The sequence below is a fragment of the [Clostridium] hylemonae DSM 15053 genome (assembly GCF_008281175.1).
Taxonomy (GTDB): Bacteria; Bacillota; Clostridia; order Lachnospirales; family Lachnospiraceae; genus Extibacter; species Extibacter hylemonae.
On record NZ_CP036524.1, the window covers coordinates 2163950 to 2190183 of the forward strand.

20 protein-coding genes, 2 tRNA genes, 1 riboswitch and 1 other annotated feature are annotated in these 26234 nt (G+C 52.7%); of the genes, 4 read left to right on the top strand and 18 right to left on the bottom strand.

The window, feature by feature from the left end:
* Nucleotides 1-11: 11 nt before the first annotated feature.
* The 11 genes from rlmB to LAJLEIBI_RS10110 form a co-directional block, all read right to left on the bottom strand.
* Nucleotides 12-764 (bottom strand): 23S rRNA (guanosine(2251)-2'-O)-methyltransferase RlmB, encoded by a 753-nt coding sequence (gene rlmB, locus LAJLEIBI_RS10060; protein ID WP_006441722.1) that lies wholly within the window; start codon nt 762-764, stop codon nt 12-14.
* On the bottom strand, nt 761-1210 hold the full coding sequence (locus tag LAJLEIBI_RS10065) for a Mini-ribonuclease 3 (RefSeq protein ID WP_006441723.1): 450 nt from the start codon (nt 1208-1210) through the stop codon (nt 761-763). Before LAJLEIBI_RS10065 ends, rlmB begins: the two co-directional genes overlap by 4 nt.
* A complete protein-coding gene (gene cysS / locus LAJLEIBI_RS10070; RefSeq protein WP_006441724.1) occupies nt 1195-2601 on the bottom strand; it encodes a cysteine--tRNA ligase in 1407 nt (468 codons plus the stop codon). Before cysS ends, LAJLEIBI_RS10065 begins: the two co-directional genes overlap by 16 nt.
* A 1-nt stretch (nt 2602) precedes the next feature.
* On the bottom strand, nt 2603-3301 hold the full coding sequence (epsC, locus tag LAJLEIBI_RS10075) for a serine O-acetyltransferase EpsC (protein ID WP_006441725.1): 699 nt from the start codon (nt 3299-3301) through the stop codon (nt 2603-2605).
* Between the two features lie 44 nt (nt 3302-3345).
* Nucleotides 3346-3568 (bottom strand) — a binding site (T-box leader).
* A gap of 62 nt (nt 3569-3630) precedes the next feature.
* Nucleotides 3631-4545 (bottom strand): NAD(P)/FAD-dependent oxidoreductase, encoded by a 915-nt coding sequence (locus tag LAJLEIBI_RS10080; protein WP_006441726.1) that lies wholly within the window; start codon nt 4543-4545, stop codon nt 3631-3633.
* 100 nt (nt 4546-4645) lie between these two features.
* Nucleotides 4646-6661, bottom strand: a complete 2016-nt coding sequence (locus LAJLEIBI_RS10085; protein WP_006441727.1) for a sensor histidine kinase — start codon at nt 6659-6661, stop codon at nt 4646-4648.
* A 13-nt stretch (nt 6662-6674) separates the two neighbouring features.
* A complete protein-coding gene (locus LAJLEIBI_RS10090) occupies nt 6675-7382 on the bottom strand; it encodes a response regulator transcription factor (protein ID WP_006441729.1) in 708 nt (235 codons plus the stop codon).
* Nucleotides 7383-7524: 142 nt separating this feature from the next.
* On the bottom strand, nt 7525-8280 hold the full coding sequence (aroD, locus tag LAJLEIBI_RS10095) for a type I 3-dehydroquinate dehydratase (RefSeq protein WP_006441730.1): 756 nt from the start codon (nt 8278-8280) through the stop codon (nt 7525-7527).
* Nucleotides 8281-8295: 15 nt separating this feature from the next.
* Nucleotides 8296-9309, bottom strand: a complete 1014-nt coding sequence (locus LAJLEIBI_RS10100; protein WP_006441731.1) for a GNAT family N-acetyltransferase — start codon at nt 9307-9309, stop codon at nt 8296-8298.
* A 102-nt stretch (nt 9310-9411) separates the two neighbouring features.
* Nucleotides 9412-9960, bottom strand: coding sequence for a 2-C-methyl-D-erythritol 2,4-cyclodiphosphate synthase (ispF, locus tag LAJLEIBI_RS10105; protein WP_006441732.1), 549 nt, complete (start codon nt 9958-9960; stop codon nt 9412-9414).
* A gap of 4 nt (nt 9961-9964) precedes the next feature.
* Complete coding sequence (locus tag LAJLEIBI_RS10110; protein WP_040434626.1) at nt 9965-10300, bottom strand: hypothetical protein; 336 nt, start codon at nt 10298-10300, stop codon at nt 9965-9967.
* 210 nt (nt 10301-10510) lie between these two features.
* On the opposite strand from LAJLEIBI_RS10110, the gene LAJLEIBI_RS10115 reads away from it, so the two are divergent.
* Nucleotides 10511-10583: transfer RNA gene (locus LAJLEIBI_RS10115), tRNA-Val, on the top strand.
* Between the two features lie 44 nt (nt 10584-10627).
* Nucleotides 10628-10701 (top strand) — tRNA-Met (locus LAJLEIBI_RS10120).
* Nucleotides 10702-10843: 142 nt separating this feature from the next.
* On the opposite strand, the gene gdhA is transcribed toward LAJLEIBI_RS10120, so the two are convergent.
* From gdhA to LAJLEIBI_RS10140, 4 genes are all read right to left on the bottom strand, one after another.
* A complete protein-coding gene (gene gdhA / locus LAJLEIBI_RS10125; protein WP_006441734.1) occupies nt 10844-12178 on the bottom strand; it encodes an NADP-specific glutamate dehydrogenase in 1335 nt (444 codons plus the stop codon).
* A gap of 272 nt (nt 12179-12450) precedes the next feature.
* Nucleotides 12451-15198, bottom strand: a complete 2748-nt coding sequence (locus LAJLEIBI_RS10130; protein WP_006441736.1) for an ICP22 family protein — start codon at nt 15196-15198, stop codon at nt 12451-12453.
* 157 nt (nt 15199-15355) lie between these two features.
* A riboswitch (cyclic di-GMP riboswitch) is annotated at nt 15356-15438 on the bottom strand.
* Nucleotides 15439-15494: 56 nt separating this feature from the next.
* Nucleotides 15495-19292 carry a phosphoribosylformylglycinamidine synthase gene (locus tag LAJLEIBI_RS10135; protein ID WP_040434628.1) on the bottom strand — a complete coding sequence of 1266 codons (3798 nt, stop codon included), beginning with the start codon at nt 19290-19292 and terminating at the stop codon, nt 15495-15497.
* 99 nt (nt 19293-19391) lie between these two features.
* Complete coding sequence (locus tag LAJLEIBI_RS10140; protein ID WP_006441740.1) at nt 19392-20102, bottom strand: TIGR01906 family membrane protein; 711 nt, start codon at nt 20100-20102, stop codon at nt 19392-19394.
* Between the two features lie 96 nt (nt 20103-20198).
* On the opposite strand from LAJLEIBI_RS10140, the gene LAJLEIBI_RS10145 reads away from it, so the two are divergent.
* A complete protein-coding gene (locus LAJLEIBI_RS10145) occupies nt 20199-21095 on the top strand; it encodes a LysR family transcriptional regulator (protein WP_006441741.1) in 897 nt (298 codons plus the stop codon).
* 7 nt (nt 21096-21102) lie between these two features.
* On the opposite strand, the gene LAJLEIBI_RS10150 is transcribed toward LAJLEIBI_RS10145, so the two are convergent.
* From LAJLEIBI_RS10150 to LAJLEIBI_RS10160, 3 genes are read right to left on the bottom strand one after another with little or no spacing between them, the layout of a single operon-like run.
* Complete coding sequence (locus tag LAJLEIBI_RS10150; protein ID WP_040434629.1) at nt 21103-23457, bottom strand: ATP-dependent DNA helicase; 2355 nt, start codon at nt 23455-23457, stop codon at nt 21103-21105.
* 26 nt (nt 23458-23483) lie between these two features.
* Nucleotides 23484-24251 (bottom strand): TIGR03915 family putative DNA repair protein, encoded by a 768-nt coding sequence (locus tag LAJLEIBI_RS10155; protein WP_149301914.1) that lies wholly within the window; start codon nt 24249-24251, stop codon nt 23484-23486.
* Nucleotides 24252-24274: 23 nt separating this feature from the next.
* Nucleotides 24275-25609 (bottom strand): putative DNA modification/repair radical SAM protein, encoded by a 1335-nt coding sequence (locus LAJLEIBI_RS10160; RefSeq protein WP_006441744.1) that lies wholly within the window; start codon nt 25607-25609, stop codon nt 24275-24277.
* A gap of 202 nt (nt 25610-25811) precedes the next feature.
* Here LAJLEIBI_RS10160 and LAJLEIBI_RS10165 point away from each other — a divergent pair, with 202 nt between their 5' ends.
* Nucleotides 25812-26219 (top strand): hypothetical protein, encoded by a 408-nt coding sequence (locus tag LAJLEIBI_RS10165; protein ID WP_040434630.1) that lies wholly within the window; start codon nt 25812-25814, stop codon nt 26217-26219.
* Nucleotides 26220-26234: the final 15 nt, after the last annotated feature.

Below are 26234 nucleotides of genomic sequence, written 5' to 3' on the forward strand. Positions count from 1 at the left end.
ACTGCACCTCTCTACTTCTGAATGCGCTGCCGTACAATCTCATAGGCGAGCACTCCTGCAGCTACCGATGCATTGAGAGAATCTATATTCCCCTTCATCGGGATTCCTGCCGCAAAGTCACACGTTTCCTTTACAAGACGTCCGACTCCCTCGCCCTCATTTCCTATCACTAACCCTATCGGCCCTGTAAGGTTCAGACGGTACATGGACTCTCCGTCCATATCCGCACAGACAAACCAGAGTCCCTTTTCCTTCAGTTCTTCCATCGTCTTTACGAGGTTTGTCACCTTCGCCACGGGTGTGTAATTCAGCGCTCCGGCCGACGTTCTGGCCACCGTGGCCGTAAGCCCCGACGCCCTCCGCTTCGGAATGATCACCCCGTGGGCGCCCGCAAGATTGGCGGTACGGATGATCGCGCCAAGGTTATGTGGATCTTCGATGTTGTCGAGCAGGAAGATAAACGGGTCTTCGCCCCGTTCTTCTGCCAGGGCAAGCATATCATCTACCCCGGCATATTCATAGGCCGCGCCGTATGCGATAACGCCCTGGTGCCTGCCGGTCTCCGACATCTGCGAAAGCCGTTCCTTTGTCACAAAGTTCAGCACCGTATCGTGCTTTTTGGCCTCTCTTACGATCGTGCGCACCGGACCGTCCTGACACCCGTCCAGCACGAACAGCTTATCGATCGGCCTGCCTGAGCGGAATGCCTCCAGCACCGCATTGCGCCCTTCGATCATCAATTCACTTTCCTTCATCTCACTCATTCATTTTCTCCTTTTATACTGTCCAGTCCCAGCTTGACCAGATCAAGCATCCGCTTATAGTCCCGCCTGAGATACAGATATCCCATGAGCGCCTCAAAGCCGGTGGCCCGCCTGTAATCTGTCAGCGACTGGTTTTTGGCAGGTGACACACTCTTTGCGTTCCTGCCTCTTCGGTAGACAGCGTGTTCCTCCTCGGTCAGCTGCCCCTGCAGCGTCCGCATCATCTGCGACTGGGCGGAAGCCTGCACAAAGGCGCTTGTCTCCTTATGAAGCTTGTTCACCTGCCTGTTGCCCTCATTGACCACGAGACTCTTGATCATCAGATCATAAATACTGTCCCCTATATACGCCAAAGTAAGAGGTGAATACTCTTTCATATCCACCTCTTTCATCTGAAAAATCTCGCGCATATACGAATCAAACTGCCATTCTATGCCTTTTTCCATTTTACTCCTTCACGTGTATCTTCCAATATGATCCCTTTCTCAAGCAGAGTGCCGCGGATCTCGTCCGCGCGCGCAAAGTTCTTTTCCTTTCGCGCCGCCTGGCGCTCTGCAATGAGCTTTTCTATCTCTTCTTCCAGCATATCCTCTTTTTTGTCAACAATCAACCCCAATACATCCGTTAATTTTACGAGGCGGGAAAGCAGCGCCTGCAGATAAGCTCTGGAGCTGTGCGCATCCGCCGTCGTGTTGATATATTTCACAAGCTCAAACACTGCCGCCACAGCGTCCGCCGTGTTAAAGTCATCGTCCATCGCCGCCTCAAAGCCTTTGACAAACTCCTCCGATCCTGCAAAAGCCTCCCGCTCCTGGGCAGTCATTTCCTCACTCTTTGCGCTGCCCATGAGGAACTTCAGGTTGCCGGCCGCATTGACGATACGTTCCAGCCCGTTCCTGGACGCCTCCATCAGATCCGCGCTGAAGTTCAGCGGACTTCTGTAGTGGGCGCTCAGCATAAAGAACCGGAGCACCTGCAGGTCATACTGTTCGCTGATCTCCCTGACCGTGCGGAAATTGCCGAGAGACTTGCTCATCTTATGGTTGTCGATATTTAAGAACGCGTTGTGCATCCAGTATTTCGCAAATTCCTTCCCGTTGGCCGCCTCACTCTGGGCGATCTCATTTTCATGATGTGGAAATACGAGATCCTCGCCGCCTGCGTGAATGTCGATCTGTTCACCGAGGTATTTCCTTGACATGACGGAACACTCGATGTGCCAGCCGGGACGGCCGTCACTCCACGGGGAATCCCATGCCGGCTCCCCTTCCTTCTTCGGTTTCCAGAGGACAAAGTCAAGCGGATCTTCTTTTTCATCCTCCCCGGTGACGAGAAGAGAACGTTCTCCGGTGCGCAGGTCATCCAGATTCTTGTGGGAGAGCTTCCCGTAATCTTTAAAGCTCCTCGTGCGGAAATACACTGTCCCGTTCTTTTCGTAAGCATAGCCCTTCTCGATAAGCGACCCTATCATCTCCACCATGCCGCATATCTCTTCCGTGGCGAGCGGATGCTTTGTGGCCGGTTTTACATTCATGCCCTCCATATCCTTCTTGCACTCTTTGATATACCGCTTGGATATCTCATCCGCGGACACGCCTTCCTCGATGGCTTTTTTAATGATCTTATCGTCCACATCAGTGAAGTTGGATACATAATTTACATCAAAGCCCTTATATTCAAAATACCGTCTCACCGTGTCAAACACGATCATCGGCCTCGCATTGCCGATATGGATGAAGTTGTAGACCGTAGGCCCGCACACGTACATCTTGACCTTTCCTTCCTCCACCGGTACAAATTCTTCTTTTTTTCTTGTCAGTGTGTTAAACAGTTTCATATTATTCCTTTTCCTCCTCTTTCAATATTACTATATTGTCTTCCCGCATACACCTCATGCGCTTCTCCATCTCCTGGATCTGACGGTGCATACGTATATTGTCCTTCTGAAGTTCCCGGATATCGTTGCTGATCGGGTCAGGCAGATGCACCTGGTCCATATCCACACGCGGGATCCTCTGGTCGCCCATCTTGACCACCCGGCCCGGCACGCCCACTACCGTACAGTTGGGCGGCACTTCCTCGAGCACGACCGAACCGGCGCCGATCTTGGAATTCTCCCCGATCGTAAACGAACCGAGTATCTTGGCCCCTGCGCTCACCATCACATTGTCTCTGAGCGTCGGATGCCGTTTGCCCTGCTCTTTTCCGGTCCCCCCAAGCGTCACTCCCTGGTAAAGGGTGACATTGTTCCCGATCTCCGTCGTCTCCCCGATGATCACTCCGCTCCCGTGGTCGATAAAAAGCCCCTTCCCGATCCTGGCTCCCGGATGGATCTCTATGCCCGTCTTTCTCGCCGCGCGCTGAGAGATCCATCTGGCCAGGAAAAAGTGCTTTTTCCGGTACAGCTTATGGGCGATCCGGTATCTCAGTATAACCTTGAAGCTCGGATACAGGAACACTTCCATATTCGATTTGATCGCAGGGTCTCGTTCCCTGATTACTTTCACTTCTTCTCTTACATAGGATATTATACCCATAATCAACACCTCTGAAATAAAAAAGCCCCGTCTCTTAACACAGATCAAGAGACGGGGTCTGCCCGCGGTTCCACTCTTGTAGAAGCCGGTGCTTCCACTCGATACACGTAACGTGTGTGACCCGTATCCGGCTACTTGTGTGACCTGTTCGCCGAATCGACTCCCGAATGCACTTCATATGTCCTTCCCTCAAAACTGCTTTCAGCCAGTGACAGCTTCTCTCTGTTAGTTCCGGTACATATTACTCTCTTCGTTCCCTGTCTTTACCATATATATCATATAATATGAGAAAAAGCAGTTTTTGTCAACACTGCTTTTTTCTCCATCACTTATTCATTATTCTTACAGTACGCCGCCGCGTTGATCGCCGCCACCGCTCCGTCGGCCACCGCCGTTGCCGCCTGGCGCACCTGCTTGACACAGATGTCTCCCGCGGCGTAGACGCCCGGTACATTCGTCTGCTGCCTGCTGTCTGTCACAAGATAGCCGTCTTCCTGCAAAAGCCCGGGATAGATCCCGGTATTCGGCGTGGAGCCCGCATAGATAAACACACCGCAGCCTTCGGAGCGGATGATCTGCGTCTGACCGGTATGCACATCCTCAAGTTTCAGCGCCTCCACCTCTTTCTCTCCTGTAAGTTCCACAAGCCTTGTATGCAGCAGCAGTTCAATGTTCTCTGCCTTCTCTGCCTTTTCTGCAAATTCCGGGATCGCTCCGAGCTTATCTTCAAAATGGATGATCCTAAGCTTCCCTGCATATTTTGCAAGAAAGAGCGCCTCCTTCACTGCTCCGTCGGCGCCTCCGACGACAAAGACGTCCCTGCCTTCATACTTTTCTGCCGCCTTCGCCGCGTTCATTCCGACACCGTGCCCGCAAAGTTCCTTCTCTCCCGGTATCCCGAGCTTTCTCGGCGTTGTTCCCGCGGCGATGATCACTGCTTTTGCCTTATATGTCCCCGCATCTGTCACGATCGTCTTTACGTCTCCCTCTAACTCGGCCGACAATACTTTTTCTCTTCGTATGTCAATACCGTATGACTCGGCCTGACGCTTCAGCCGCTCTGCAAACGACGCCCCGGTCTCTCCTTCAACGATACCGGAGTAGTGGGTCACTGTCGACACGCCGCCGAGCAGTCCTCCTACTTCTTTTTCTTCCAGAACCACCGTCTCAAGCCCGCGGCTCGCCGCGTACACCGCGCTGCTGATCCCTGCCGGACCTGCGCCTATCACACAAATATCATACATAATTCTTACCTCGCTTTCGAGTATAGTATAGCACCGAATAACGATTCGTAAAAATTATAATATATTATTTTTTCATAAGTTCTGCTTATCCTGCAACTTTTTACATTTTCCACCGGATCTCTGCTTTGTAAAGATCTGCCTCCGTCTCTATCTTAAGCTTTCCGCCCTGCAGTTCCACAAAGCTTTTCGCTATGGCGAGTCCGAGACCTGAGCCCTCTGTATTTCTGGATGCGTCCCCGCGCACGAAACGTTCCGTGATCTCATCCGGATTAAAGTCAAGTTCTGCGGCCGATATGTTTTTCATCCGCACCACCGCGTCGTCTCCCTCCCGCAGAAGCTCTATATATACCCTCGTGCCGGGCATGGCGTACTTGACGATATTTACGAGCAGATTCTCAAATATCCGGTATGTCTTCTGGCTGTCCAGTCTGAGCACCAGTTTTTCTTCCGGATAACTTAAGCGGAATTCAAGCTTCGCCTCCTCGATCTTATCCTCCAGTTCAAGTTTGACCTGTTTGAACAAATTGACAATATCTACATTGATAAGATCCAGCGTCACATTTTCACTGCTCGCCTTGCTTATCTCAAACAAATCCTCTATGAGCAGCTTCAGCCTGTTTGACTTCTGCTCCAGCACCTTGATATAAGACTGCCGTTTCTCCTCGTCTTTTTCTTCTTTCAGAAGATTCACATACGTAATGATCGCAGTCAGCGGCGTCTTCAGGTCATGGGAGACATTCGTGATAAGCTCCGTCTTCATCTTCTGGCTTTTAACTTCCTCGTTCACCGCCATCTTAAAACCGTTCTGTATCTTTTCGATCTCTGTGCGGAACGGACTGAATACGCCGAGATCGCCTTCTATCTCTGTGTCCAGGTTGCCTTCCGCGATCTTGTTCGTAGCCTTTAGAAGAAGCGCGTACTTATCCTTCAGATCGTTAAAATACTTCTTAAGTACAATGAACAAAAGGACAGAATATACGATGAGGCCGATGATCCCGAACAGCCAGAGGGAGCAGAGCACGAGCAGTATCACAAAGTTGATGAGTACGATCTTTATGATGATCTTGTTGCTCCTGTCATTAAAGTCGATCTCATCCATGGACCGGTACAGTCTGTTCATCTTCTCCCTGCACCACTCCCAGAGCCGCCCTCCCAGTTTTTTTGTCTCACGCCAGAGCCTAAGGGCAAGCACTTTTTCCTGCACGTACCCCCGGATCCCAAGCACTTTGATCTGCCGCAGACAGCACGCTCCCCAGTAGACCGATGCAAAGAAGAACGTCCACAGCACAAAGTCCGCCATATCGGGAATCCCTTTATTTCTGCCCAGTATGACGTCCACATTGGACAAAATAAGGCAGAATGAGATCAAGGGTACTCCGGCCGCGGCCTCGAAAGGCACATGGAATATCTTTTCTTCTCCTGTGTGAAAAGACGGGCGGCTCGGAAAATATACCGCGGCCAGACACATGAGAAGTATAAGGGCAAAAATGCCGTAGACAATGGCATCCGGAGCAAAGCCGTAATAGCCAAGTGTCTCGTCGAGAAAATCGTTAAGGTTCTGCTCGGACATTACATATGTGTAAGTCCTGTCTGCGGGCCGGAGAAGCTGCGGGGCGTCATATTCCATGGCGTAGTCGGCATACAGATCCTCGCCGGACATATTGCTGATAAGCCTTTTCAGTTCTATCATCTGACTGTCTTTATACTCCCCGGTGACCGACGTCACAGACGGCGTACCGTTCTTGTCGTATGAGATGACGATTCCAACCGCGTATCTGTCCATGTCAGAATCTTTTAATTTCTCCGCAGAACCTGCAAGGCTTTTATCGATCACCTTTCCGCCGGCGTCCTGCACCTGATATTCGGTATACGGATATATCTGCTTAAAACTATCCATCAGCGAAGGATAGTTTTCGTCCAGACTGCTGTCCTGAAGATTCCCTGCCTCCTCTATATTGTAGAGAGCATAGTTGCTTTTCAGAAATAAATCAAGAAACTCCTCAGAATGGAGGTAGCCTTCCTTTACCTTCTCTTCTGTCCTGCGGCTGTCTCTGTATGACTGGTCGTACTGGCCTATCATAATACATGCGGACAACAGTATCATTATTACGATCATACCGACGGCAAGTTTATGCCTGTTTTTCAATTTTGTATCCAACGCCCCACACCACCTTCAAATATTTTGGTTCTTTTGGATTGATCTCTATCTTCTCACGGATATTTCGGATGTGTACCATGATCGTATCTGTCGTTATGGCCCGTTCATTCCACACCCGCTCATATATCTCCTCCGCCGAGAATACTCTGCCCGGACTCTTCATGAGCAGAAGCAGTATCTTGTACTCTATCGGCGTCAGTTTCACCGGTTCTCCGTCCACTGCAGCCTCCACCGTGTCTTCATTGATCTCCAGTCCGCCGATGACATGGACATTGGCAGAGGCTTCTTTTTCATTCAGCTTCTCAGCAAATTTACGGTATCTTCTCAGCTGGGAATTCACCCGCGCCAGCAGTTCCATCGGCGTAAACGGCTTCGTGACGTAATCATCTGCTCCGATATTAAGTCCCATGATCTTATCCACTTCTTCTGATTTAGCCGACAGCATGATAACCGGAAAGTCATGCTTCTCTCTCAGTCTGACCACCATGGTGATGCCGTCCATCCTTGGCATCATCACATCCACTATCGCCAGATGTATGTCTTCTCTCTCAATCACTTCCAGCCCTTCTCTGCCGTCCGCTGCCTGGTATACCTCGTATCCCTGGCTCTTCAGATATATCTCAACACCTTCTCTGATCTCTTTGTCATCTTCCACTATCAATACATGATTCATTTCCATCGTCGTCCGCTCCTCATCTCATATGTTCTGTATGGCCTCAGGCCACATCCGGAATTAATAAATAACACCTCCCTTTTGCACCTTGTAGTATTACCTTACTATCGGATTCTAAAGGGAGGCCTGATAAAAAACTAAAGATTTTCTAAACATGCAGGGTTTCCAGAAATTGTACCATCCGGTCGACATTTACCTGCCCCGGCGCAGACGCTTTGCCTGCCGCCGCAAATGTGACCGAAGAACCGAAGACTTCTCCCGCCAGTCGGCTTACCGTGCCCATGCTTCCCATGGACATTGTGATCACCGGGCGGCTGTCCGGCTCTTCCCTCACCGTGAGTGTGGCGTCAAGGAGCGTGAGCACATCGCGGCCGCAGTTCGGCATGACGGCGATCTTCCATATATCCGCTCCGAGCTCCTTCATATAATGCAGTCTGCCGAGCAGTTCTTCCTTCGGCGGCGTCTTATCAAAGTCATGGCTGGATGCCACCGCCTTGACTCCTGCGCTCTGTACTTCTCTGATGATACTGCGTGCCTGTCCGGCAAAGGAACATACTTCCACGTCAATGAGATCCGCATATCCGGACCGGGCCACCGCCGTATTGAGCTGTACATATTCTGCTTCGCTTATCCGTGCAGCGCCGCCCTCCTTCGCTGTCCGGAAGGTAAAGAGAAGGGGAATATCTCCGAGCGCTTCCCTGAGCTGTGCGGCGGTCTCCACTGCCTTGCCGCAGTCTTTTGCGTCTGTGTACCAGTCTGCCCTCCACTCCGCCATATCCAGCGGAAGATCAGCCAGAGCTCTGGCCTGTGCAGCGATCTCCTCTTTTCCTGTCTCCACGATCGGGACGCAGATCTTGGGGCGTCCTTCTCCTATTTTTATATTTCTTACGGTCACTGGATCCATACAGTTCTCCTTCCTTTACACAACTTCGTTGATATATATTTCTGACAGTGGTATGACTTTGTTCAGTTCCTCTTTCATGCGTTCCGACATGTGCGCCCCTTCTCTCCTGCATGCATCCTCTGCCGTGCATGCGCCGAATATAAGTTCACCGAGAACGGATATGGGAATCGTACCTTCGCTGTTCTCTTCCTTCCCCTCCATCAGCATGACACCGGAATGCTCCGTCCCTGTGAGAACGACGCAGCGGCAGTTGTCCTCTATGACAGGGTCTGTGATGCAGAAGCATACTGCAGTCAGGCTTCTGAGGCTCAGGCTCATGAGCAGCCGGCGCGCGTCGACGGGGCGCACCATGATCAGCGGCCTGCCTGTCTCTACTTCCGGAACATACGGGCGGCAGTCCGTGATCACTCCGTCCCGCCGGTACAGCATAAGCTTCCCGCCGTCTGCACCGTACTCCTTTTTAAGCCGCTCATAATAGGCGGCGCTTCGGACGGCAAAGACATCGTAACGGCTCTCCAGATACCGGTTTGCAGCCTCTGCGAGCTCCTGGCATTCTCCATATGAGAGTTCGCGGATGTCCGTATCCGCACATGCTTCATCCGGGCGCTGCCCGTCTGCACACGCACAGAAGCTTCTCTTCTGCTCATACACCGTGCGGAAATCATAGGGCAGATAGATCGCCTCCGCCGCCGGCATCAGAAAGGTGAACGTCTCGCCTGCCTCATACATTGCCTTGAGCGCGCTGTTCAGAAGCAGCCCCATATAGCCCCGCCTGCGGTAAGCCGCCCTCGTGGCCACCGCCACAATATAATGCGCCGTCTGCCTCCTGCCGTTTACACTCATCTCATAAGGATTGAGGTGCAGCATCGCCTGGATGTCCCCGTCTTCTTCTATCACATATATCTTGTTGTCTTTTATCTTCTCTGTGTAATAATAATCTACAAAGCTGCCGCTGTCATCTGGAAACACTTCTTCATAGAGCGGCCTTGTCAAAACGTGTTCTTCCCTGGATAGTTTTCTGATCTTCATCTATTTACTCCTTTTTAAGGCTAACTGTCTCGTTCAATATAAGGAATATGTCTATGTTATAAAAATAGACTGCGCACTGCGCAATCTATCTCTGTCAACTCCTTACATTCTGCTGCGCGGACAGCCGGAACATCCGCCGCACCCGCCTTCCGCCGGGCCTACCGCGTAGCTTGCATTCGCGATCGTCTCGATGCCTGCAACGGCCTGTGCCGATATTCCTTCTCCGGCCCCGGTAAATCCAAGCCCTTCTTCCGTGGTCGCCTTTATATTCACCTGGCTTACGTCCAGATGCAGCGCGGCTGCGACATTTTCCCGCATCTTTTCTATATGGGGCGCCATCTTCGGCCGCTGCGCGATTATCGTCGCGTCGATGTTGCCGATGACATAAAGCTCTTCCTCGACCAGCCCGCCGACACGTTCCAGAAGCTTCATGCTGGATGCCCCTTCATATTCCGGGTCCGTATCCGGGAAATGCCTTCCGATATCTCCAAGCGCAGCTGCTCCAAGCAGCGCGTCCATGATGGCATGGAGGAGCACGTCCGCGTCAGAATGTCCGAGCAGACCTTTCTCATGAGGGATCTTCACTCCACCGACGATCAGCTCTCTTCCTTCCACAAGCTTATGAACATCATAGCCCATTCCTACCCGCATATTATTACTCCTTCTCTTCGTCAGTCTCTTCTATATTGTTGCCATCTTCCGGAGTTTCTACCACTTCTGCCGTGTTTTCTTCAATTTCCTCCGACGCCGTCTCCTCCTGCGCCTCTTCTATCACATCGTCATCCACCGGCTCCTGCGGCCCTTCTTTCAGATAGGTCCTCACTCCCGTCAGAAGCCAGCCAATACCTATCACCGCAAATGCAGCCCCCGCCAGCGTGTACCACGTATAGTTCTTCGGCATCTCCGTCAGGGCATCCTTGATGAGTCCGATTCCAAGATACGCGAGATATCCTCCTGTGATAAGCCGGAATACAAAACGTCCTTTTGTCATAATTTTTATCTTCTGCCTCCTGTTTTCTGTACATTTCGTCTCTCTTAAACCGATTAAAAAAACTATATCATAAACTATAATCGAATGCAATAACGGCAGAAAAAGCGCATCGGAAAAAAATTACAAATTTCCTCAAAAAAAGTGTTGACATTTTCCCGATTTCAATAGTATAATAGCAAAGCGGGTTGCGAGAGAACAACCTCAAAAAATGGGATCATAGCTCAGCTGGGAGAGCATCTGCCTTACAAGCAGAGGGTCATAGGTTCGAGCCCTATTGGTCCCATTTACAAAAAAAGATTTATCTTTTTTTGTGTCAATTTGATATCTGGCGGGATAGCTCAGTTGGCTAGAGCATACGGTTCATACCCGTAGTGTCGCTGGTTCAAATCCAGTTCCCGCTACTTTAAAGACTCATCTGCTGTGATGAGTTTTTTTGTTTGGAAATTCAAAAGGATCGACGATGGGGTCAGGCCCCTATGGAATATAACTCCATAGGGGCCTGACCCCTTTGCGCGGATCTATGTTCTGTCAGAGAACTTTTTTCTATACGATTCCCTGGGCCGTCATTGCTTCTACTACTTTTTCAAAACCTGCGATGTTGGCGCCTACTACGTAATTGCCTTCAGCATCGTAGCGTTTTGCGGCGTCGGCCATATTGTGGCAGATATTTATCATGATTCCCTGCAGCTTTGAATCTACCTCATCAAAGGACCAGCTTAAGCGCTCGCTGTTCTGGGACATCTCGAGGGCAGATGTGGCAACTCCGCCGGCATTGGCAGCTTTGCCGGGCGCAAACAGCACGCCGTGGCTCTGAAGGTATTCCGTCGCCTCCAGCGTCGTCGGCATGTTGGCTCCTTCCGCAACTGCGATACATCCGTTTTCTGTGAGCTGTTTCGCGTCTTCGATGAGAAGTTCGTTCTGTGTCGCGCACGGCAGTGCGATGTCAGCCTTTACGGACCACACGCCGCGTCCTTCATGATACTCGGAGTTTGGACGGTAGTTCTTATATTCCGTCAGTCTTGCACGGTTCACTTCCTTGATCTCTTTGAGCGCGGACACATCGATGCCGTCCGGGTCATATACCCATCCGTTGGAATCGCTGACTGTCACGACTTTTGCGCCTAGCTGCTGTGCCTTCTGGGTCGCGTAGATCGCCACATTTCCGGAACCGGATACAGCGATCGTTTTGCCTGCGATGTCATGCCCGTTGATCTTCAGCATTTCTTTCGTGAGGTATAACAGGCCATATCCTGTCGCTTCTGTCCTTGCGAGGGAACCGCCGTAGCTCAGCCCCTTCCCTGTAAGTACGCCTTCATATACGCCGCGGATCCTCTTGTACTGTCCGAACATATAACCGATCTCTCTGGCTCCTGTTCCTATGTCTCCGGCCGGAACATCCGTATCCGCGCCGATATATTTACACAACTCTGTCATAAAGCTCTGGCAGAATGCCATGACCTCTCTGTCTGATTTCCCCTTCGGGTCGAAATCAGAACCGCCCTTTCCTCCGCCGATCGGCAGACCTGTCAGCGAATTCTTGAATATCTGTTCAAACCCGAGAAATTTGATGATTCCGAGATTTACAGACGGATGAAGCCGAAGTCCTCCCTTGTAAGGTCCGATCGCACTGTTGAACTGCACGCGGTATCCGGTGTTCACCTGCACCTGGCCTTTGTCGTCCACCCACGGCACACGGAACTTAAACTGGCGCTCCGGTTCAACAAGCCGCTCAAGCAGCGCGTCTCTTCTGTACTTTTCCTCATTTGCTTCCACCACTACTCTGAGCGATTCGAGCACTTCCTTTACAGCCTGGTGGAACTCCGGTTCCGCCGGGTTCTTGGCAACTACTTTCTCCAGCACTTCATCAACGTAAGACATATTAACTCCTCCTTGGTTTTCATATTCATTCAGGCGGGCAGATCGTGTTTTCTGTTATAGCAAAAGAGGAATAGACCGACTCGGCTATTCCTCCTGACCTCTCTGTCCATTTACCATCTTAAAGTATTCCGATGGAAATGACAAGAATTTTTTTTGGTTTTTTCCACTTTTTTGCAACTTTTCCATTTCATTCTTGCAAACATATTGTTTTTTATGCAGTATTCATGGTTTTCGCATCTCAAATTGCATGTTTCTAAAATATTTTCTTCAAATCACTCCCCTTTTTCTTTCTCATTTCCCCGGCTTCGCAGCTTTTTCCCGGCGACAGCCGTTATCACAGCAAGGGCACAGACTGCTGCCAGTATATAGACTGCCGCCGGAGACTCATCTCCTGTCGCCAGACTTCCCGCCCGATCTGTCTCAGCCGGACTGCCATGTCCAGACGCGCCGTACGCACCGTCCGCGCCTGCCCCGCCACCGTTCGTTCCGGGACGCAGCGCCGGACTTCCTCCCGGCTCTTCCGGGTCAACGCCGCCCGGCAGGCCGCTGCCGCCATTGATATCTCCGCCTGTTCCTGGCTGCACATCTTCATATATAAGTGTGTATACAGAAAACCGGTCTGTCTCTATCGTCACGGTATCTGCCTCTGTATCCAGGTCCTGAAGCACATCCGCAGTCAGCGCTCCGGCGGCGGATCCGTGAACGCGCACGACGGAGAATGTCCGCCGTTTTGCATCCGCCCTGTATGCCTCCGGCACACCGATCACGATGCGCATCGGCACGCCGGGCTCGGCGATCTTCGTCTCCGCACCGTTCTTTATCTTGAAGAAATTAATATCAAGGCTTGCCGCCACGGCCTGATTTTCCTTCATAGCTCCTTCTGTCGCGGCTTTCACGCTGCTGTCCATATGATCCACTTCATGGACGCGCAGTTCAAATCCGATCACGCTGCCGTCCGTGATCTCCTTTTTTTCTTCCTCCGTCAGAAGTGCATCCGCAAGCCGCCTGGAATCTTCTACATTTACCTTTATCCCTGCGGCGCCCTGCCCCATATTCACTTCCACATTCTGGTCCGGACCTGTTTGTTTCCTGATCTTCCAGAGTGAAGCCGTGTCTGTTACCTCGTACGAAAGCTCACCGTTCTTCAGGACGAACCAGTCTGCGGCCGAGTCCGTGTCTGCGCACGATACGAGAACTTCTCCCGGTTTTACTCCCTGATTGATAAGCTGGGCCGGCACCCCGTCTTTCTTGCCGAGATACGCCCTGATCGCAAGCGGACGGTTGAGCGCAATGTCGTCAAAGCACGTAAGTGTATCCGTCACCGTACTGTCTGCCAGCACGAGAGAAGAAGTACACGCGGACGCTGAAGGATTCCCTTTCGTGTCCACATGTCCGCCCCAAACATTCTCAGCTGTCACAGCCTGTAATACAGTCTTAATTTTCTCCGGCGCACTGCTGCTTTTATCCTGGCCGTCGCTCTCCCCGGCGGCGTAAACGGACGGATAACACTGCTGCCCCGCGTCTCCCAGCTCCTTGCAAAAATATCCGGAGATATCGGAAAGTTCGATACGGACCGCTCCGGAGCGGGCCGTCCCCCCTGAGGAAGCCTCACCGCTGCCATAGATATTTCCGGCGACTTCACCTTTGCTTACAGCCAGACTCACAGCCCCCTTTATATCCGCCGAGGAACCGCTTCCGGATGCTTCCCCGCCTCCGTAGAACGCATGGCATACCCAGTAGTCTTCAAACTGCTCCTCCACCGGTGTGACGCACGCCGTCACGTCGATATCCACGGACCCGGCCCGGGCGCTGCCTCCGCCGGACGCCGTCCCTCCGCCGTACAGATAACCGTACAGATTAAAACAGTTCTGCACCTGTATGGATATGTTGCCCGCCACATCCGCGCACGCTTCTTTGTCAGCGGTTCCCCCTCCGCGCAGGATCATCATCTCGTTGCCGTCCACAGTAATCTCCACAGCTCCTGCTTTTGCCTGTGCCCCTGTACCGGACGCGGCTCCGGCCCCGTATACTTCCCTTATATCCACCTTGCTAAGCGCGATCGTGACTTTGCCTTTCACATCTGCCCGCGCAGTGCCCGACGCTCCGGCGGCAGCTGACGCGCTTCCTCCGCCTCTGACCGAGTAGGTGCAGCCGTACACAGACAATGTTGTACTCCCCACATCTGCGCATGCGTCAAATGCGCCCGCCGCATACGCCTTCCCTCCCCCATATATATAATGATGGTAGTTCGCCGGTTCATCCAAAGCGGATATGGCAGCACTTCCGGACACATTCGCAGAGGCATTCCCCTTCTTTCCTTCTGCGTAACCGCCGCCATACACAGAACCTGCGTCTGCGCTGCCGGTGATCCGTATGGAGACACTGCCGTCAACATCCGCACTGCCCGTACCGTCGGAAAAGCCTCCCCCATAGACGGTGCTCACGTACACGCCGTCTATCGTGATGCTGACATCCCCCTTCACAGGTTCATTTTTTCCGCCGCCGTATACGGTGTTCAGGGAGCTGACAGGCGCATCTATAAGCTTGTTCTCTCCTGTCCCGTCATATACATAAGTGCCTCCGCTGACACTGTCCTTTTTAAGCGTCACTGCCGCCCCGTATGTGTAGAGCGTGCCGCCTTCCAGAAGGACCGGCTGTCCGGCGCTCTTTTCGTCCGTCTCCTTCAGAGACGCCGGCGAAGTGTTCACGGGATCGCCCTGCCCCTGCGGAGCACGCTCAGTCCCGCCGTCCGCCGCCTCTTTCTGAGGTTCCGTCTCCTCCTTTTCCGGTTCCGGTGTCCCGCCTGTATCCGCGGTGTCTTCAGGACCGGCCGATTCGTCTTCCGCCTTGCCTGTACTGTCCCCTGTCTTATCTGCGCTGTCATTTGCCGTCCCCGTCTCTTCCTGCTTTGTCCCCGGCTCTCCTGCCGCGCCGTCTTCCTGTGCAAATGCGGTACAGACAAGATTGACGGACAGCAGCAACGCGGCCATGACTGCGCATATTTGTCTTTTTCTTTTCATCCCTTACTCCCCCGTTCTGAATTTAATGTCACCTTGTGTTATGATTATCATTTTATGCAATTGTGTCCTGTATGCCACGGAGAAATGCGGATGCAAAGAAAAAACATACCCTGATGTGAGGTATGCCGGGCGGAAGGGCAGAAACTCCCCTTTCCATGAGTGCAGCCGGCTGCCATACATGTCATTTCTGCTTAGGCCCTCTGGCTTTGTCAAATATTTCTATATATTTCCATCTGTTCACGCGCAAAAAGGACGGGCAGTTAAAATTGCCCGTCCTTTTCTCGGTCTTGTCTGTCTTATTTAAAATATTTCACGCCGGATTCAAAGATCTTCATATCCTGTTCTCCGTATATGTTCACTGCCACAGAGCGCCCGCGTCTCTCAGAGTGCGCCATCTTGCCGAGCACACGTCCGTCCGGGCTCGTGATGCCTTCGATCGCGTAATAGGAGCCGTTGACATTCCATTCTTCGTCCATGCTTATATTGCCGTCCGGATCACAATACTGAGTCGCCACCTGTCCGTTTGCAAACAGACGGGCGATCGTCTTGTCGTCCGCCACAAATCGGCCCTCGCCGTGGGACGCCGGATTCGTATACACTCCGCCGAGTTCTGCTCCCGCAAGCCACGGTGACTTATCCGTCACGACTTTCGTGTACACCATCTTGGATATATGGCGTCCGATCGTATTGTACGTAAGCGTCGGGGAATCTGCATTCTGTCCGACGATACCGCCCTCCGGCACAAGTCCGAGCTTAATAAGCGTCTGGAAACCGTTGCATACGCCGAGCGCCAGCCCGTCGCGCTCCCCGAGCAGCTTAAGCACTGCCTCCTTCATCTTCTCATTTTGGAACGCCGTCGCAAAAAACTTTGCGGAACCGTCCGGCTCGTCCCCCGCGCTGAATCCGCCCGGGAACATGATGATCTGAGACTGGCCGATGGCCTTCGCAAACACATTCACAGAATCGGTGATGTCCGCCGCGTCCATATTGCGGAATACCTTTGTGACCACCCGCGCCCCTGCGCGCTCGAATGCTCTCGCGCTGTCATATTCACAGTTCGTTCCGGGGAACACCGGTATAAACACGACGGGCTGTCCGATCTTGTGGGTGCACACATGTACGTTTGACGTGCGGAAGCACCCGTCCTCTCCGAGTCTGCCGTCCTCCGACGCTTTTCCGGCCAGAAAGAACGCTGTCGGGCCGCCTTCTGCCTCTGATCTGGTCGGGAATACTTTCTCAAGCGTCTCTGTCCACGCGGCGCCGGCCTCACAGAGGTCTATTCTCATATCGCCGTAGGAAAGCGCGGCATCCGCTGTCACTTCCCCGATAACTGTATACGTAATGCTCAGTTCTCCGACTTTGTCCGCCGGAACTTCCGCGATAATATCTCCGAATGCAGGGGCGAACAGATCCCGCGCGTCCACGTTGTGTTCGATCTTAACGCCCATTTTATTTCCGAACGCCATCTTGCTCACTGCCGCGGCGATCCCGTGCCGGTCAAGCGCATAGGCGGATATGATCTTTCCGCTGCGGATGTCGCCGGTGAACTTTTTGTACTGATCCATCACCTGACTGTACACCGGAACGTCATACGCATCCGTCTCGATGCGCAGCCACACGAGCTTACTGCCTGCCTTCTTAAGTTCCGGCGTGATGATATCTTTTTCTGAAGCCACATCTACTGCAAACGACACGAGGGTCGGCGGAACATCGATCTCCTCAAATGTCCCTGACATACTGTCCTTGCCCCCGATAGACGGCAGTCCGAACCCAAGCTGGGCGTTATAAGCGCCGAGAAGCGCTGCAAAAGGCTGGCTCCATCTGTGCGGATCCTCTGTCATGCGGCGGAAATACTCCTGGAACGTAAAACGGATCTTGCTGTGGTCCCCGCCGGCCGCCACGATCTTTGCAACAGATTCGGTCACCGCATAGACTGCTCCGTGGAAGGGGCTCCACGTAGAGAGATACGGGTCAAATCCATAACTCATCATCGTCACTGTGTCGCAGTCCCCGGTGAGTACAGGAAGCCTGGCCACCATGGCCTGTGTCTCCGTCATCTGATACTTTCCGCCGTGGGGCATGAACACGGAAGAGGCTCCGATGGAACCGTCGAACATCTCCACAAGACCTTTCTGTGAACACACATTCAAGTCTCTCAGCGTATCAAGCCACTTTGCCCTCACATCCTTCACTTCTTCCCGTACGAGAACCGTATCTTCACGGTTCGGTATATCGACGCTCACTGCAGTCTCCTGGTGGGCGCCGTTCGTGTCAAGGAAGGCGCGGGAAAGATTGACGATCTCCTTTCCTCTCCAGGACAGTACAAGCCTCGGCTCTTCGGTCACGACCGCAACCTTTGTGGCCTCCAGATTCTCTTCTTTGGCGTACGCCATGAATTCCTCTACATCTTTCGGATCCACGACAACTGCCATACGCTCCTGGGATTCAGAGATGGCGATCTCCGTGCCGTCCAGACCCGCGTATTTCTTCGGCACCTTGTCGAGATCCACTCTGAGGCCGTCGGCCAGCTCTCCGATCGCCACCGACACACCGCCGGCCCCGAAGTCGTTACATTTCTTGATGAGCCTGCTCACCTCTTCCCGTCTGAACAGACGCTGGATCTTCCGCTCCGTCGGCGGATTTCCCTTCTGTACTTCTGCGCCGCACGTCTCGATCGACTCTTCTGTGTGCACCTTGGAGGAACCGGTGGCGCCGCCGCATCCGTCGCGGCCTGTACGGCCGCCGAGCAGGATGATGATATCGCCCGGATCGGACGTCTCACGGATGACCGCACGTCTCGGAGCCGCGCCGAGCACAGCGCCGATCTCCATACGCTTTGCCACATAGTTCGGGTGATAGATCTCCTTGACCGCGCCGGTCGCCAGACCGATCTGGTTGCCGTAAGAACTGTAGCCGTGAGCGGCCTCCCGCACAAGCTTCTTCTGCGGAAGCTTGCCCTTCATCGTATCCTTCACGGATACGGTCGGGTCTGCGGCCCCGGTGACACGCATCGCCTGATACACGTAAGTACGGCCTGACAGCGGGTCACGGATCGCGCCGCCAAGACACGTAGCGGCGCCTCCGAACGGTTCTATCTCTGTCGGATGGTTATGCGTCTCATTCTTAAAGTTGACGAGCCACTCTTCTTCCACCCCGTCGACCGTTACCGGCACAACGATACTGCACGCATTGATCTCGTCCGACTCTTCCTGGTCTTCAAGCTTCCCTTCCCTTTTCAGCTTTCTCATGGCCATCAGCGCAAGGTCCATAAGGCAGACGAACTTGTCCTCGCGGCCTTTGAATATCTCGCTGTGGTCTGCGATGTACTGCTTATATGCCGCTTCGATCGGTTCCCTGTAATCGCCTTCCCCGAACGTGATATCCTTAAGTTCGGTGGAGAAGGTCGTATGACGGCAGTGGTCCGACCAGTATGTATCCAGCACGCGGATCTCCGTCATGGACGGGTCTCTGCTTTCCTCTGCCCTGAAATAATCCTGAATGTGCCGGAAGTCTTTAAATGTCATGGCAAGGCCGAGGGAACGGTACAGCTCCATAAGCTCATCCTCCGCCATCTCTTTGAACCCGTCAAATATGATCACATCGTCAGGCTCTTCAAACGCCGTAACGAGCGTCTCCGGCTTGTCCATCCCTGTCTCTCTCGAGTCTACGGGGTTGATGCAGTGTTCCTTGACCGCCGCAAACTCCTCGTCTGTAATGCTGCCTTCGATCACATAAGTCGTGGCAGTGCGGATGACCGGCTGCTCGTCCGCCTTGATAAACTGCACGCACTGTACGGCAGAATCCGCCCGCTGGTCAAACTGTCCCGGAAGAAACTCCACAGAGAAGATCCTGCTTCCTTCCTTCACCGGAAATTCTTCTTTATATAAAGTATCCACCGGCGGTTCCGAGAAAATCCCGTTCAGAGCCCTCTCAAATATATCCTCAGAGATATTCTCCACATCGTAACGGATAAGCACACGCACATCCTCTATCCCGCCGATGCCGAGATAACTTTTCACTTCATGCCTAAGGTCTTCTGCCTGTACGGCAAAGCCTGGTTTTTTCTCTACATACACTCGTTTTACACTGCTCATAAATCTTCCTCCGTTCATGAATTCTATGATTCCCTTGTTCCATCATAACATACTTATTGTTATTAGTGTAATTAATATAACTTAACATTTTTATAAGTATTACTTATTTTTATTCTCAGCTCTTTTTGATATGGCGAAGCGCCATATACCCATTAGAAGCCCGATGACGGCAAGGCTCCCTACGAACACGAGCCCGATACGAAGCGTCATGTCGGAAAAGAAGCCTTCCGGCAGCATGCGTATCATATAGTCTGTGGCAGGGTCAAAGAGCCAGAGGTCGTTTGTAAAAAATATCTCATGGAATATGGTAAAGTATTTCGTAAAGTCAGACGCGAACAGCAGTCCCAGCAGCAGCACGATGATGAGAAACAGCCCCAGTCCCGCAAAATAAGCTCCCGGAATGAGCCGCTTCAAGTCCGCTTTCATGACTGCGAGAAGAAGCAGCAGCAGAAGGAATACAACGAGGCAGACCGTCCGCACTTTGAGCCCTCCCAGAAAAAGATTCTTCACATCCGCCATGTGCGCCCTGTCCTGTTCATTAAAGAAGTCCTGCCGCTCCCCGTCCACATCCGTGATCACAGACAGCTCCTCCTCTTCCCCGATCAGGTAGGCCATCATATGCTTTGTGACTGCCATGACCTCCGGCATCTCCATGCCGAGATCTTCCGTCACGTTATACCTGGCATATTCCTTCTCATAAAACTTATAGTCTGGATCTCCGTACGCGGCAAACTGGAAACTCGTGATCAAAATGGCTGTGATCAGAAACAGCATCGCCGCTGCAGCAATAATTTTGTGTGCTTTTTTCATCTCTTACCTCCTCCGTATTCATCTTACCATACTGCATATTGTAATTCATCCTTTTTTGACTTATAATACTCAGTATATTTATAAGGAGGACTTATAATGGATATCAATTATGAACTGTACAAAGTATTTTATTATGTGGCAACGACTCTGAGCTTCTCCGAAGCTTCCAAACAGCTCTTTATCTCCCAGTCCGCGGTGAGCCAGTCCATCAAGGCGCTTGAGAAGAAGCTGAATGAGACGCTCTTTATCCGGAGCACAAAAAAAGTCCGGCTCACGCCGGAGGGGGAGATACTTCTGCGCCATATAGAACCTGCCATCAACCTGATAAAGCGGGGAGAGACACAGATCATGGACGCCGCCTCACACGGCGGACAGATCCGCATCGGCGCCAGCGACACCATCTGCCGCTATTTTCTTGTTCCTTATCTCGAGAAATTCCACAAGTCCTTCCCGGGCGCCCACATCAAAGTGACAAACGCCACCTCCATCCGCTGCGCGGAACTTCTGGAGAGCGGCCAGGTGGATCTCATTGTCGTCAACTATCCGAACTCTTACCTCGGCAATGCCGCTTCTGTGAAGACGATCAAGACATTCCGGGACGTGTTCATCGCCAATGCATCCTTCTCCGCCCTGAAAGGGCGGGCGCTCTCCTTCCGGGAACTGCTGGAATATCCGATCCTCATGCTCGATAAGAAGAGCACGACCAGCGAATTCCTCCACGCCCTGTTCCAGCAGCACCAGCTGGACCTTGTCCCGGAGATCGAGCTGAGCAGCAACGACCTGCTCATAGACCTGGCGAGCATCGGTCTCGGGATCGCTTTCATCCCGGACTACTGTATCCCCCACAAATCCACGGACCTCTTTACCGTGCAGACGAAGGAGAAGCTGCCGAGGCGGGAACTGGCTGTCGCCTACAATGAACACATGCCTGTGTCAAAAGCAGTAGAAGAATTCCTGCGCGGTCTTACCGGGCCGGAAGATACGCAGGCATAACGCGGTGTCAATCATCCTGTTCCCAGAACGCGCGCATGAGCGCTTCTACATTTCTCAGGCTGCAGTACCACATGGACGTCCATTCCCGCGGAAAGGTCTCTCTGTATCTTGTATCCCGGAAACGCTCGTCCAGAAGCAGGATGACGCCTCTGTCCTCGTCCGTCCTTATGACGCGCCCCGCGGACTGCAGCACCTTGTTCATTCCCGGATACAGATAGGCATAGTCAAAGCCTCTGTATCCCTTCCCGTCAAAATAAGTCTTTAAGAGCTCTCTCTCCCTGCACACCTGGGGAAGGCCCGTCCCTACGATGACCGCCCCGATGAGCTTATCCTGCGCAAGGTCGATCCCCTCCGAGAAGATGCCTCCCATGACACAGAATCCCATGAGGCTCCTCGACCGTTCTTCCTCAAAGTTCTCAAGAAAAATCTCCCGCGCTTCCTCCGACATGTACTGCGACTGAATGACATATTCCATATCTTCACAGTCCTGCGTCAGAGCGGCAAATGCTTCGTATACCTGCTCCATAAACTGATAGGACGGGAAAAACGCGATATAATTCCCCTTTTTTGTCTGCGCCACCAGCTTTAAGTACCCCGCATAGCGCTCATACATGTCCGCCCCCCGCCTCGTATACTTCGTGCTTACGTCCGTACCGAGCAGAAGCAGCCGGTGCTCTTCCGCAAAGGGCGACTCGGCATAGACTGCATAATCGTCGCTCTGCGTGCTGAGCAGCTCCTTGTAATAATGAATGGGCAGAAGGGTGGCGGAAAAAAATATGGTACTGTTCCCCTTGTCGAGAAATTCTTTCAGATTGCCGGCGGGATTCACACAGAACAGACGGACCTTAAACCTTCCGGAGTTCTCAAGTTCCGCGTATATGAGATAGTTCTCATCCAGCCTGTCATATATGCCAAGAAACATACGCACGGCAAAATACAGATCCAGCACCTTCTTCCGCTTCTCTTCCTCCGTGCATTCCTCCAGATACCGCTCCAGTTCCGCCATGAGATTCATAAGCTTCAAATAGATGTGCGACACACTGTCCAGCACCTCATACGTCTCACACTCCCGCTTGAGCGCCAGCATCTGTTTATTGCATTCCTCAAGCCGCCCCGCCAGCTTCGCGTCCTCCTGCTTTACGAGCCTTTTGACCTCCAGCAGATCCTCCTTGTACAGAGCGGCGCTGTACATCTCCCTTCCCCGCTCCACGAGATTGTGCGCCTCATCGATGAGGAACAGATATTCGCCGCTCACGCCGTCTCCGAAAAAGCGCTTCAAATGCGCGTTCGGGTCAAATACGTAATTGTAATCACAGATGACCGCATCCACCCAGAGCGACACATCAAGCCCCATCTCAAACGGGCAGACGTTCCATCTGCGCGCCTGCTCCTCGATAACGTCCCTGCTCATGTCGTCGGAGGTGGTGATGAGTTCATACACCGCATCATTCACCCTGTCGTAATGCCCTTTCGCATACGGACAGTAGTCCGGGTTGCAGTTGGCCTCTTCACAGAAGCAGATCTTCTCTTTTGCGGTGAGCGTTATGACCTTGAGCCGCAGCGCCTGTTCCTTCAGCGTCTCAAACGCCTGCTGCGCCACAGTTCTTGTGATCGTCTTGGCCGTCAGGTAAAATATCTTCTCCCCAAGCCCCTCCCCCACTGCCTTTACAGCCGGGAACACAGTCGCCATCGTCTTGCCCACCCCGGTAGGCGCCTGTATGAACAGCTTCTTTTTCCTCAGAATCGTCCGGTAGACAGAAGATACAAGTTCTTTCTGCCCCTCTCTGTAGCTGAATGGAAATTCCACGCCCTTTATGGACGCGTTCCGCTTTTCCTTCCACTTAAGCTCATACCTGGCCCATTTCTCATACTGTCCTGCCACTTCATAAAACCACGTCTCAAGCTCCTCTGCCCCGTATACAAACTGGAACCGCTTGATCTCTTCTGTCTCCATATTACAGTATGTCATCTGGACGCCGATCTCTTTAAGGCTGTTCTGCTTCGCATAGATGAACGCATAACACTTTGCCTGGGCGAGATGTACTTCCACCGGTTCGCCCAGCGTGTGAAGTTCCTTGAACACGCCTTTGATTTCGTCCACCACAACCTTGCCGTCCTCTTCTATAATGCCGTCCGCCCGTCCTTCGATCTGCAGGTCAAAGCCGCGGCAGCCGACCACATACTTTAGGCCCACCTCCGCGCGGTAACCGGCTCCCATACGCCGCTGTATCTTCCGGTGGATCTTACCTCCAAGCAGCATGGCGTCTTTATCCGCCCCCGCTGTCCGGTTATCTATGTCCCCGCCCTGCAGGATAAACTCCACGAGCCTGCGCACGGATATTCTTATTAACGGCTGTTCCATATGCTCTCTTCCTTCTTCCGCGATAGTCACTGCTTAAATTCTACCATATTTTTCTGAAACCGCAATGGCAAATGCTGTAACTGTCTGCTCCGGCTCTCTCTTGACTGTATGGAGATCGTACGGAAGAAGCCCTGCCAGAGGCGTGCATATTCCCGTTCCCTGTCCGATATATTGTGGATCATCTCTATATTGAGCTGCTCATTCAGCCCGAGCACCCACTTTTTCCCCGCCTCGTGTACGACGAACGTCTTGTGCGCATTGTCGTAGATCATCCAGTTCTCCCGCGGAAGCCGGTCCGCAAAATGAGGCGCCAGACAGGTGAGCACATGATTCTTCGGCGTGATCTCGGCAAAAAGCACTCCGTTCACCAGCTCCCTGAACCGCAAAAATCCCTTGAATGCATGCGCCTCCCCACCGACAGTGCGGCTCAGCTCAAACACCTTCTCCACCGCAGGATGGCTCAGATGTTCCATGATCCTCCGGCTCTCCTTTATTCTTCTGGCCGCCAGCATCGTGCCAAGGATCGCGTCCCCCTTGCCTGCATCCGCCGCCAGCGCGGCATGGTAGATATCCCAGTAGGCGGGCATGCCGAGATGCTTCTGGATCATGGCCTCCACAACGACCGCTTTGTGCTCCGTCTCTTTCGTCTCCACATATTCACAGAAGAGCTGCTGCTCCAGCGTCCCTCTCAGCGCGATCCCGCACGTGTCCTCTTCCCCCTCTGCCTTCCATGCATCGTATATACCAGAAAATATGCCGGTTACCGTATCCGTACAGATATAGATCGTCTTCATTGTCCCTCTCCCCGCATTGTTATTTATGATCTTCCGAAGCGAAGACTGACCGCTCCTGCTGTCCCAAACTTCATATCGTCAAAGAGGGAGAGCTGCCGGTAAGTCATCCCCGAAGCTCCTTCCGGAAGTTTTTCCTTCGTGTCCAGAAGGTTCCGCATGATAAAGTCTTCCTCTATCTTAACCGGATACATCATCCTGCCGCTGCATGTGATAAAATACAGCGCCCGCTTCAGCACGACGCCGATTTTCTTCAAGTCGTGAAAGTCCAGTGTCCCGAGCCGTCTCGCCTTCACGATGCGCACGGCGGACTTGTAACCGATGCCCGGAACGCGCAGCAGCATCTTATAGTCCGCGCGGTTGATCTCAACCGGAAACTGTTCAAGATGGCTGAGCGCCCAGTTACACTTCGGGTCCAGCAGTACATTAAAGTTCGGATTCTCCTCCGACAGAAGCTCCGACGCCTCAAAATGGTAATACCGCAGCAGCCAGTCCGCCTGGTAGAGCCGGTGTTCCCTCAAAAGCGGCGGACCCTCGTCCGTCCGGGCCGGAAGGGTCGCATCGTCATTTACGTGGATAAACGCCGAGTAGAATACCCGCTTCAGATCAAACTTTTTATACAGCGATTCCGCCACCTGCATGATCTGAAAGTCGCTCTCCGGCGTAGCCCCGATGATCATCTGTGTACTCTGTCCCGCCGGCACGAACCGCGGCGCGCTCCGGTACGTCTGTATCTCGTATTTGTTCTCCGCCATACCGTTCTGCACGAGCCGCATGGGGGCCAGTATATTCTTTCTCGTCTTATGAGGCGCCAGCAGCCTGAGGCTCTCCGCCGTCGGCAGTTCCAGATTCACGCTCATCCTGTCCGCCAGAAAACCTACCCTGCGCACAAGTTCCCCATCTGCGCCCGGAATGGCCTTCACATGGATATAGCCCTGAAAATTACATTCTCTGCGAAGCTTGAACAGCGTGGCATAGATCAGTTCCATCGTATGATTCGGACTCTTCAGTATCCCGGAGCTCAAAAACAGCCCTTCGATATAGTTCCGCCTGTAAAACTCCATCGTCAGCGTGCAGACTTCCTCCGGCGTAAAAGACGTCCGCGGCACGTCGTTGTTCCTCCGGTTGATACAGTACCTGCAGTCATAGATACATTCATTCGTAAAAAGTATCTTCAGAAGAGAGATACATCTTCCGTCCGCCCCGAAGCTGTGGCAGATGCCAGTCTGCTCACAGCTTCCCATCCCGGTCCCGTCGCCGCTTCTGGACGTTCCGCTGGACGTGCATGCCACGTCATATTTCGCCGCGTCGGACAGAATATTCAGTTTGTCGTACATGGACATCGTCTCCTGGATCCTCATTCTCCGCCTCCGTAAATAATTTATTTTACCCAAAAGCAATGGGAACATGTGTTTGATTATATTTTACAAACACATGTTCTTTTTGTCAACACATTTTTGTGCCTTGACACGAACTTATGTTCGATGCTATATTGTTTTCAACAGAATGACTGTATCATTGGAATTTCGCACAATACATATTTTTACGAAGGAGGTGAACACAGTGACCATACAGGAACTGAAAGACACCATGTACGTATATACGAGCCCCCATTCCGCGGCCCCGTCCGCCCACATGACAGACGCCCAGTGGCAGGAGAAATTCCGCCTCATGAAGCAGACGGTCCGTCCTTCCGGGCTGCGGCGCATGCCAGGCAGCCATATATGTGAGACTGCATACCGTCCGGACGGATGGCACGACACATACGACGGGATCACAAACTGGCAGATGTACGCAATGTACATCAACGATACCCTGTCGCAGCTGCGCCTCGGCGAGACGGCGTACGCCTGGTTCACATACCAGATCTGCGACCTGCTGCGGTTTGAACACGAACGGCTCTGCTCCCGCTACTGTCCCCGTGACCGGATGTGGACACTCTGGCTAAGTGGCAGGCCGGCTCAAAAATAATGTGAAGAAGGAGGA

Bases quoted from the DNA above. Each gene is read 5' to 3' on its own strand.
- LAJLEIBI_RS10150 (WP_040434629.1), bottom strand. From the start codon at position 23,457: ATGGAACAGCCGTTAATAAGAATATCCGTGCGCAGGCTCGTGGAGTTT.
- cysS (WP_006441724.1), bottom strand. From the start codon at position 2,601: ATGAAACTGTTTAACACACTGACAAGAAAAAAAGAAGAATTTGTACCG.
- LAJLEIBI_RS10140 (WP_006441740.1), bottom strand. From the start codon at position 20,102: ATGAAAAAAGCACACAAAATTATTGCTGCAGCGGCGATGCTGTTTCTG.
- LAJLEIBI_RS10110 (WP_040434626.1), bottom strand. From the start codon at position 10,300: ATGACAAAAGGACGTTTTGTATTCCGGCTTATCACAGGAGGATATCTC.
- LAJLEIBI_RS10145 (WP_006441741.1), top strand. From the start codon at position 20,199: ATGGATATCAATTATGAACTGTACAAAGTATTTTATTATGTGGCAACG.
- LAJLEIBI_RS10080 (WP_006441726.1), bottom strand. From the start codon at position 4,545: ATGTATGATATTTGTGTGATAGGCGCAGGTCCGGCAGGGATCAGCAGC.
- LAJLEIBI_RS10130 (WP_006441736.1), bottom strand. From the start codon at position 15,198: ATGAAAAGAAAAAGACAAATATGCGCAGTCATGGCCGCGTTGCTGCTG.
- LAJLEIBI_RS10160 (WP_006441744.1), bottom strand. From the start codon at position 25,609: ATGAGGATCCAGGAGACGATGTCCATGTACGACAAACTGAATATTCTG.
- LAJLEIBI_RS10100 (WP_006441731.1), bottom strand. From the start codon at position 9,309: ATGAAGATCAGAAAACTATCCAGGGAAGAACACGTTTTGACAAGGCCG.
- rlmB (WP_006441722.1), bottom strand. From the start codon at position 764: ATGAGTGAGATGAAGGAAAGTGAATTGATGATCGAAGGGCGCAATGCG.
- epsC (WP_006441725.1), bottom strand. From the start codon at position 3,301: ATGGGTATAATATCCTATGTAAGAGAAGAAGTGAAAGTAATCAGGGAA.
- aroD (WP_006441730.1), bottom strand. From the start codon at position 8,280: ATGGATCCAGTGACCGTAAGAAATATAAAAATAGGAGAAGGACGCCCC.
- gdhA (WP_006441734.1), bottom strand. From the start codon at position 12,178: ATGTCTTACGTTGATGAAGTGCTGGAGAAAGTAGTTGCCAAGAACCCG.
- LAJLEIBI_RS10085 (WP_006441727.1), bottom strand. From the start codon at position 6,661: ATGATCGTAATAATGATACTGTTGTCCGCATGTATTATGATAGGCCAG.
- LAJLEIBI_RS10135 (WP_040434628.1), bottom strand. From the start codon at position 19,292: ATGAGCAGTGTAAAACGAGTGTATGTAGAGAAAAAACCAGGCTTTGCC.
- LAJLEIBI_RS10155 (WP_149301914.1), bottom strand. From the start codon at position 24,251: ATGAAGACGATCTATATCTGTACGGATACGGTAACCGGCATATTTTCT.
- LAJLEIBI_RS10090 (WP_006441729.1), bottom strand. From the start codon at position 7,382: ATGGAAATGAATCATGTATTGATAGTGGAAGATGACAAAGAGATCAGA.
- LAJLEIBI_RS10065 (WP_006441723.1), bottom strand. From the start codon at position 1,210: ATGGAAAAAGGCATAGAATGGCAGTTTGATTCGTATATGCGCGAGATT.
- ispF (WP_006441732.1), bottom strand. From the start codon at position 9,960: ATGCGGGTAGGAATGGGCTATGATGTTCATAAGCTTGTGGAAGGAAGA.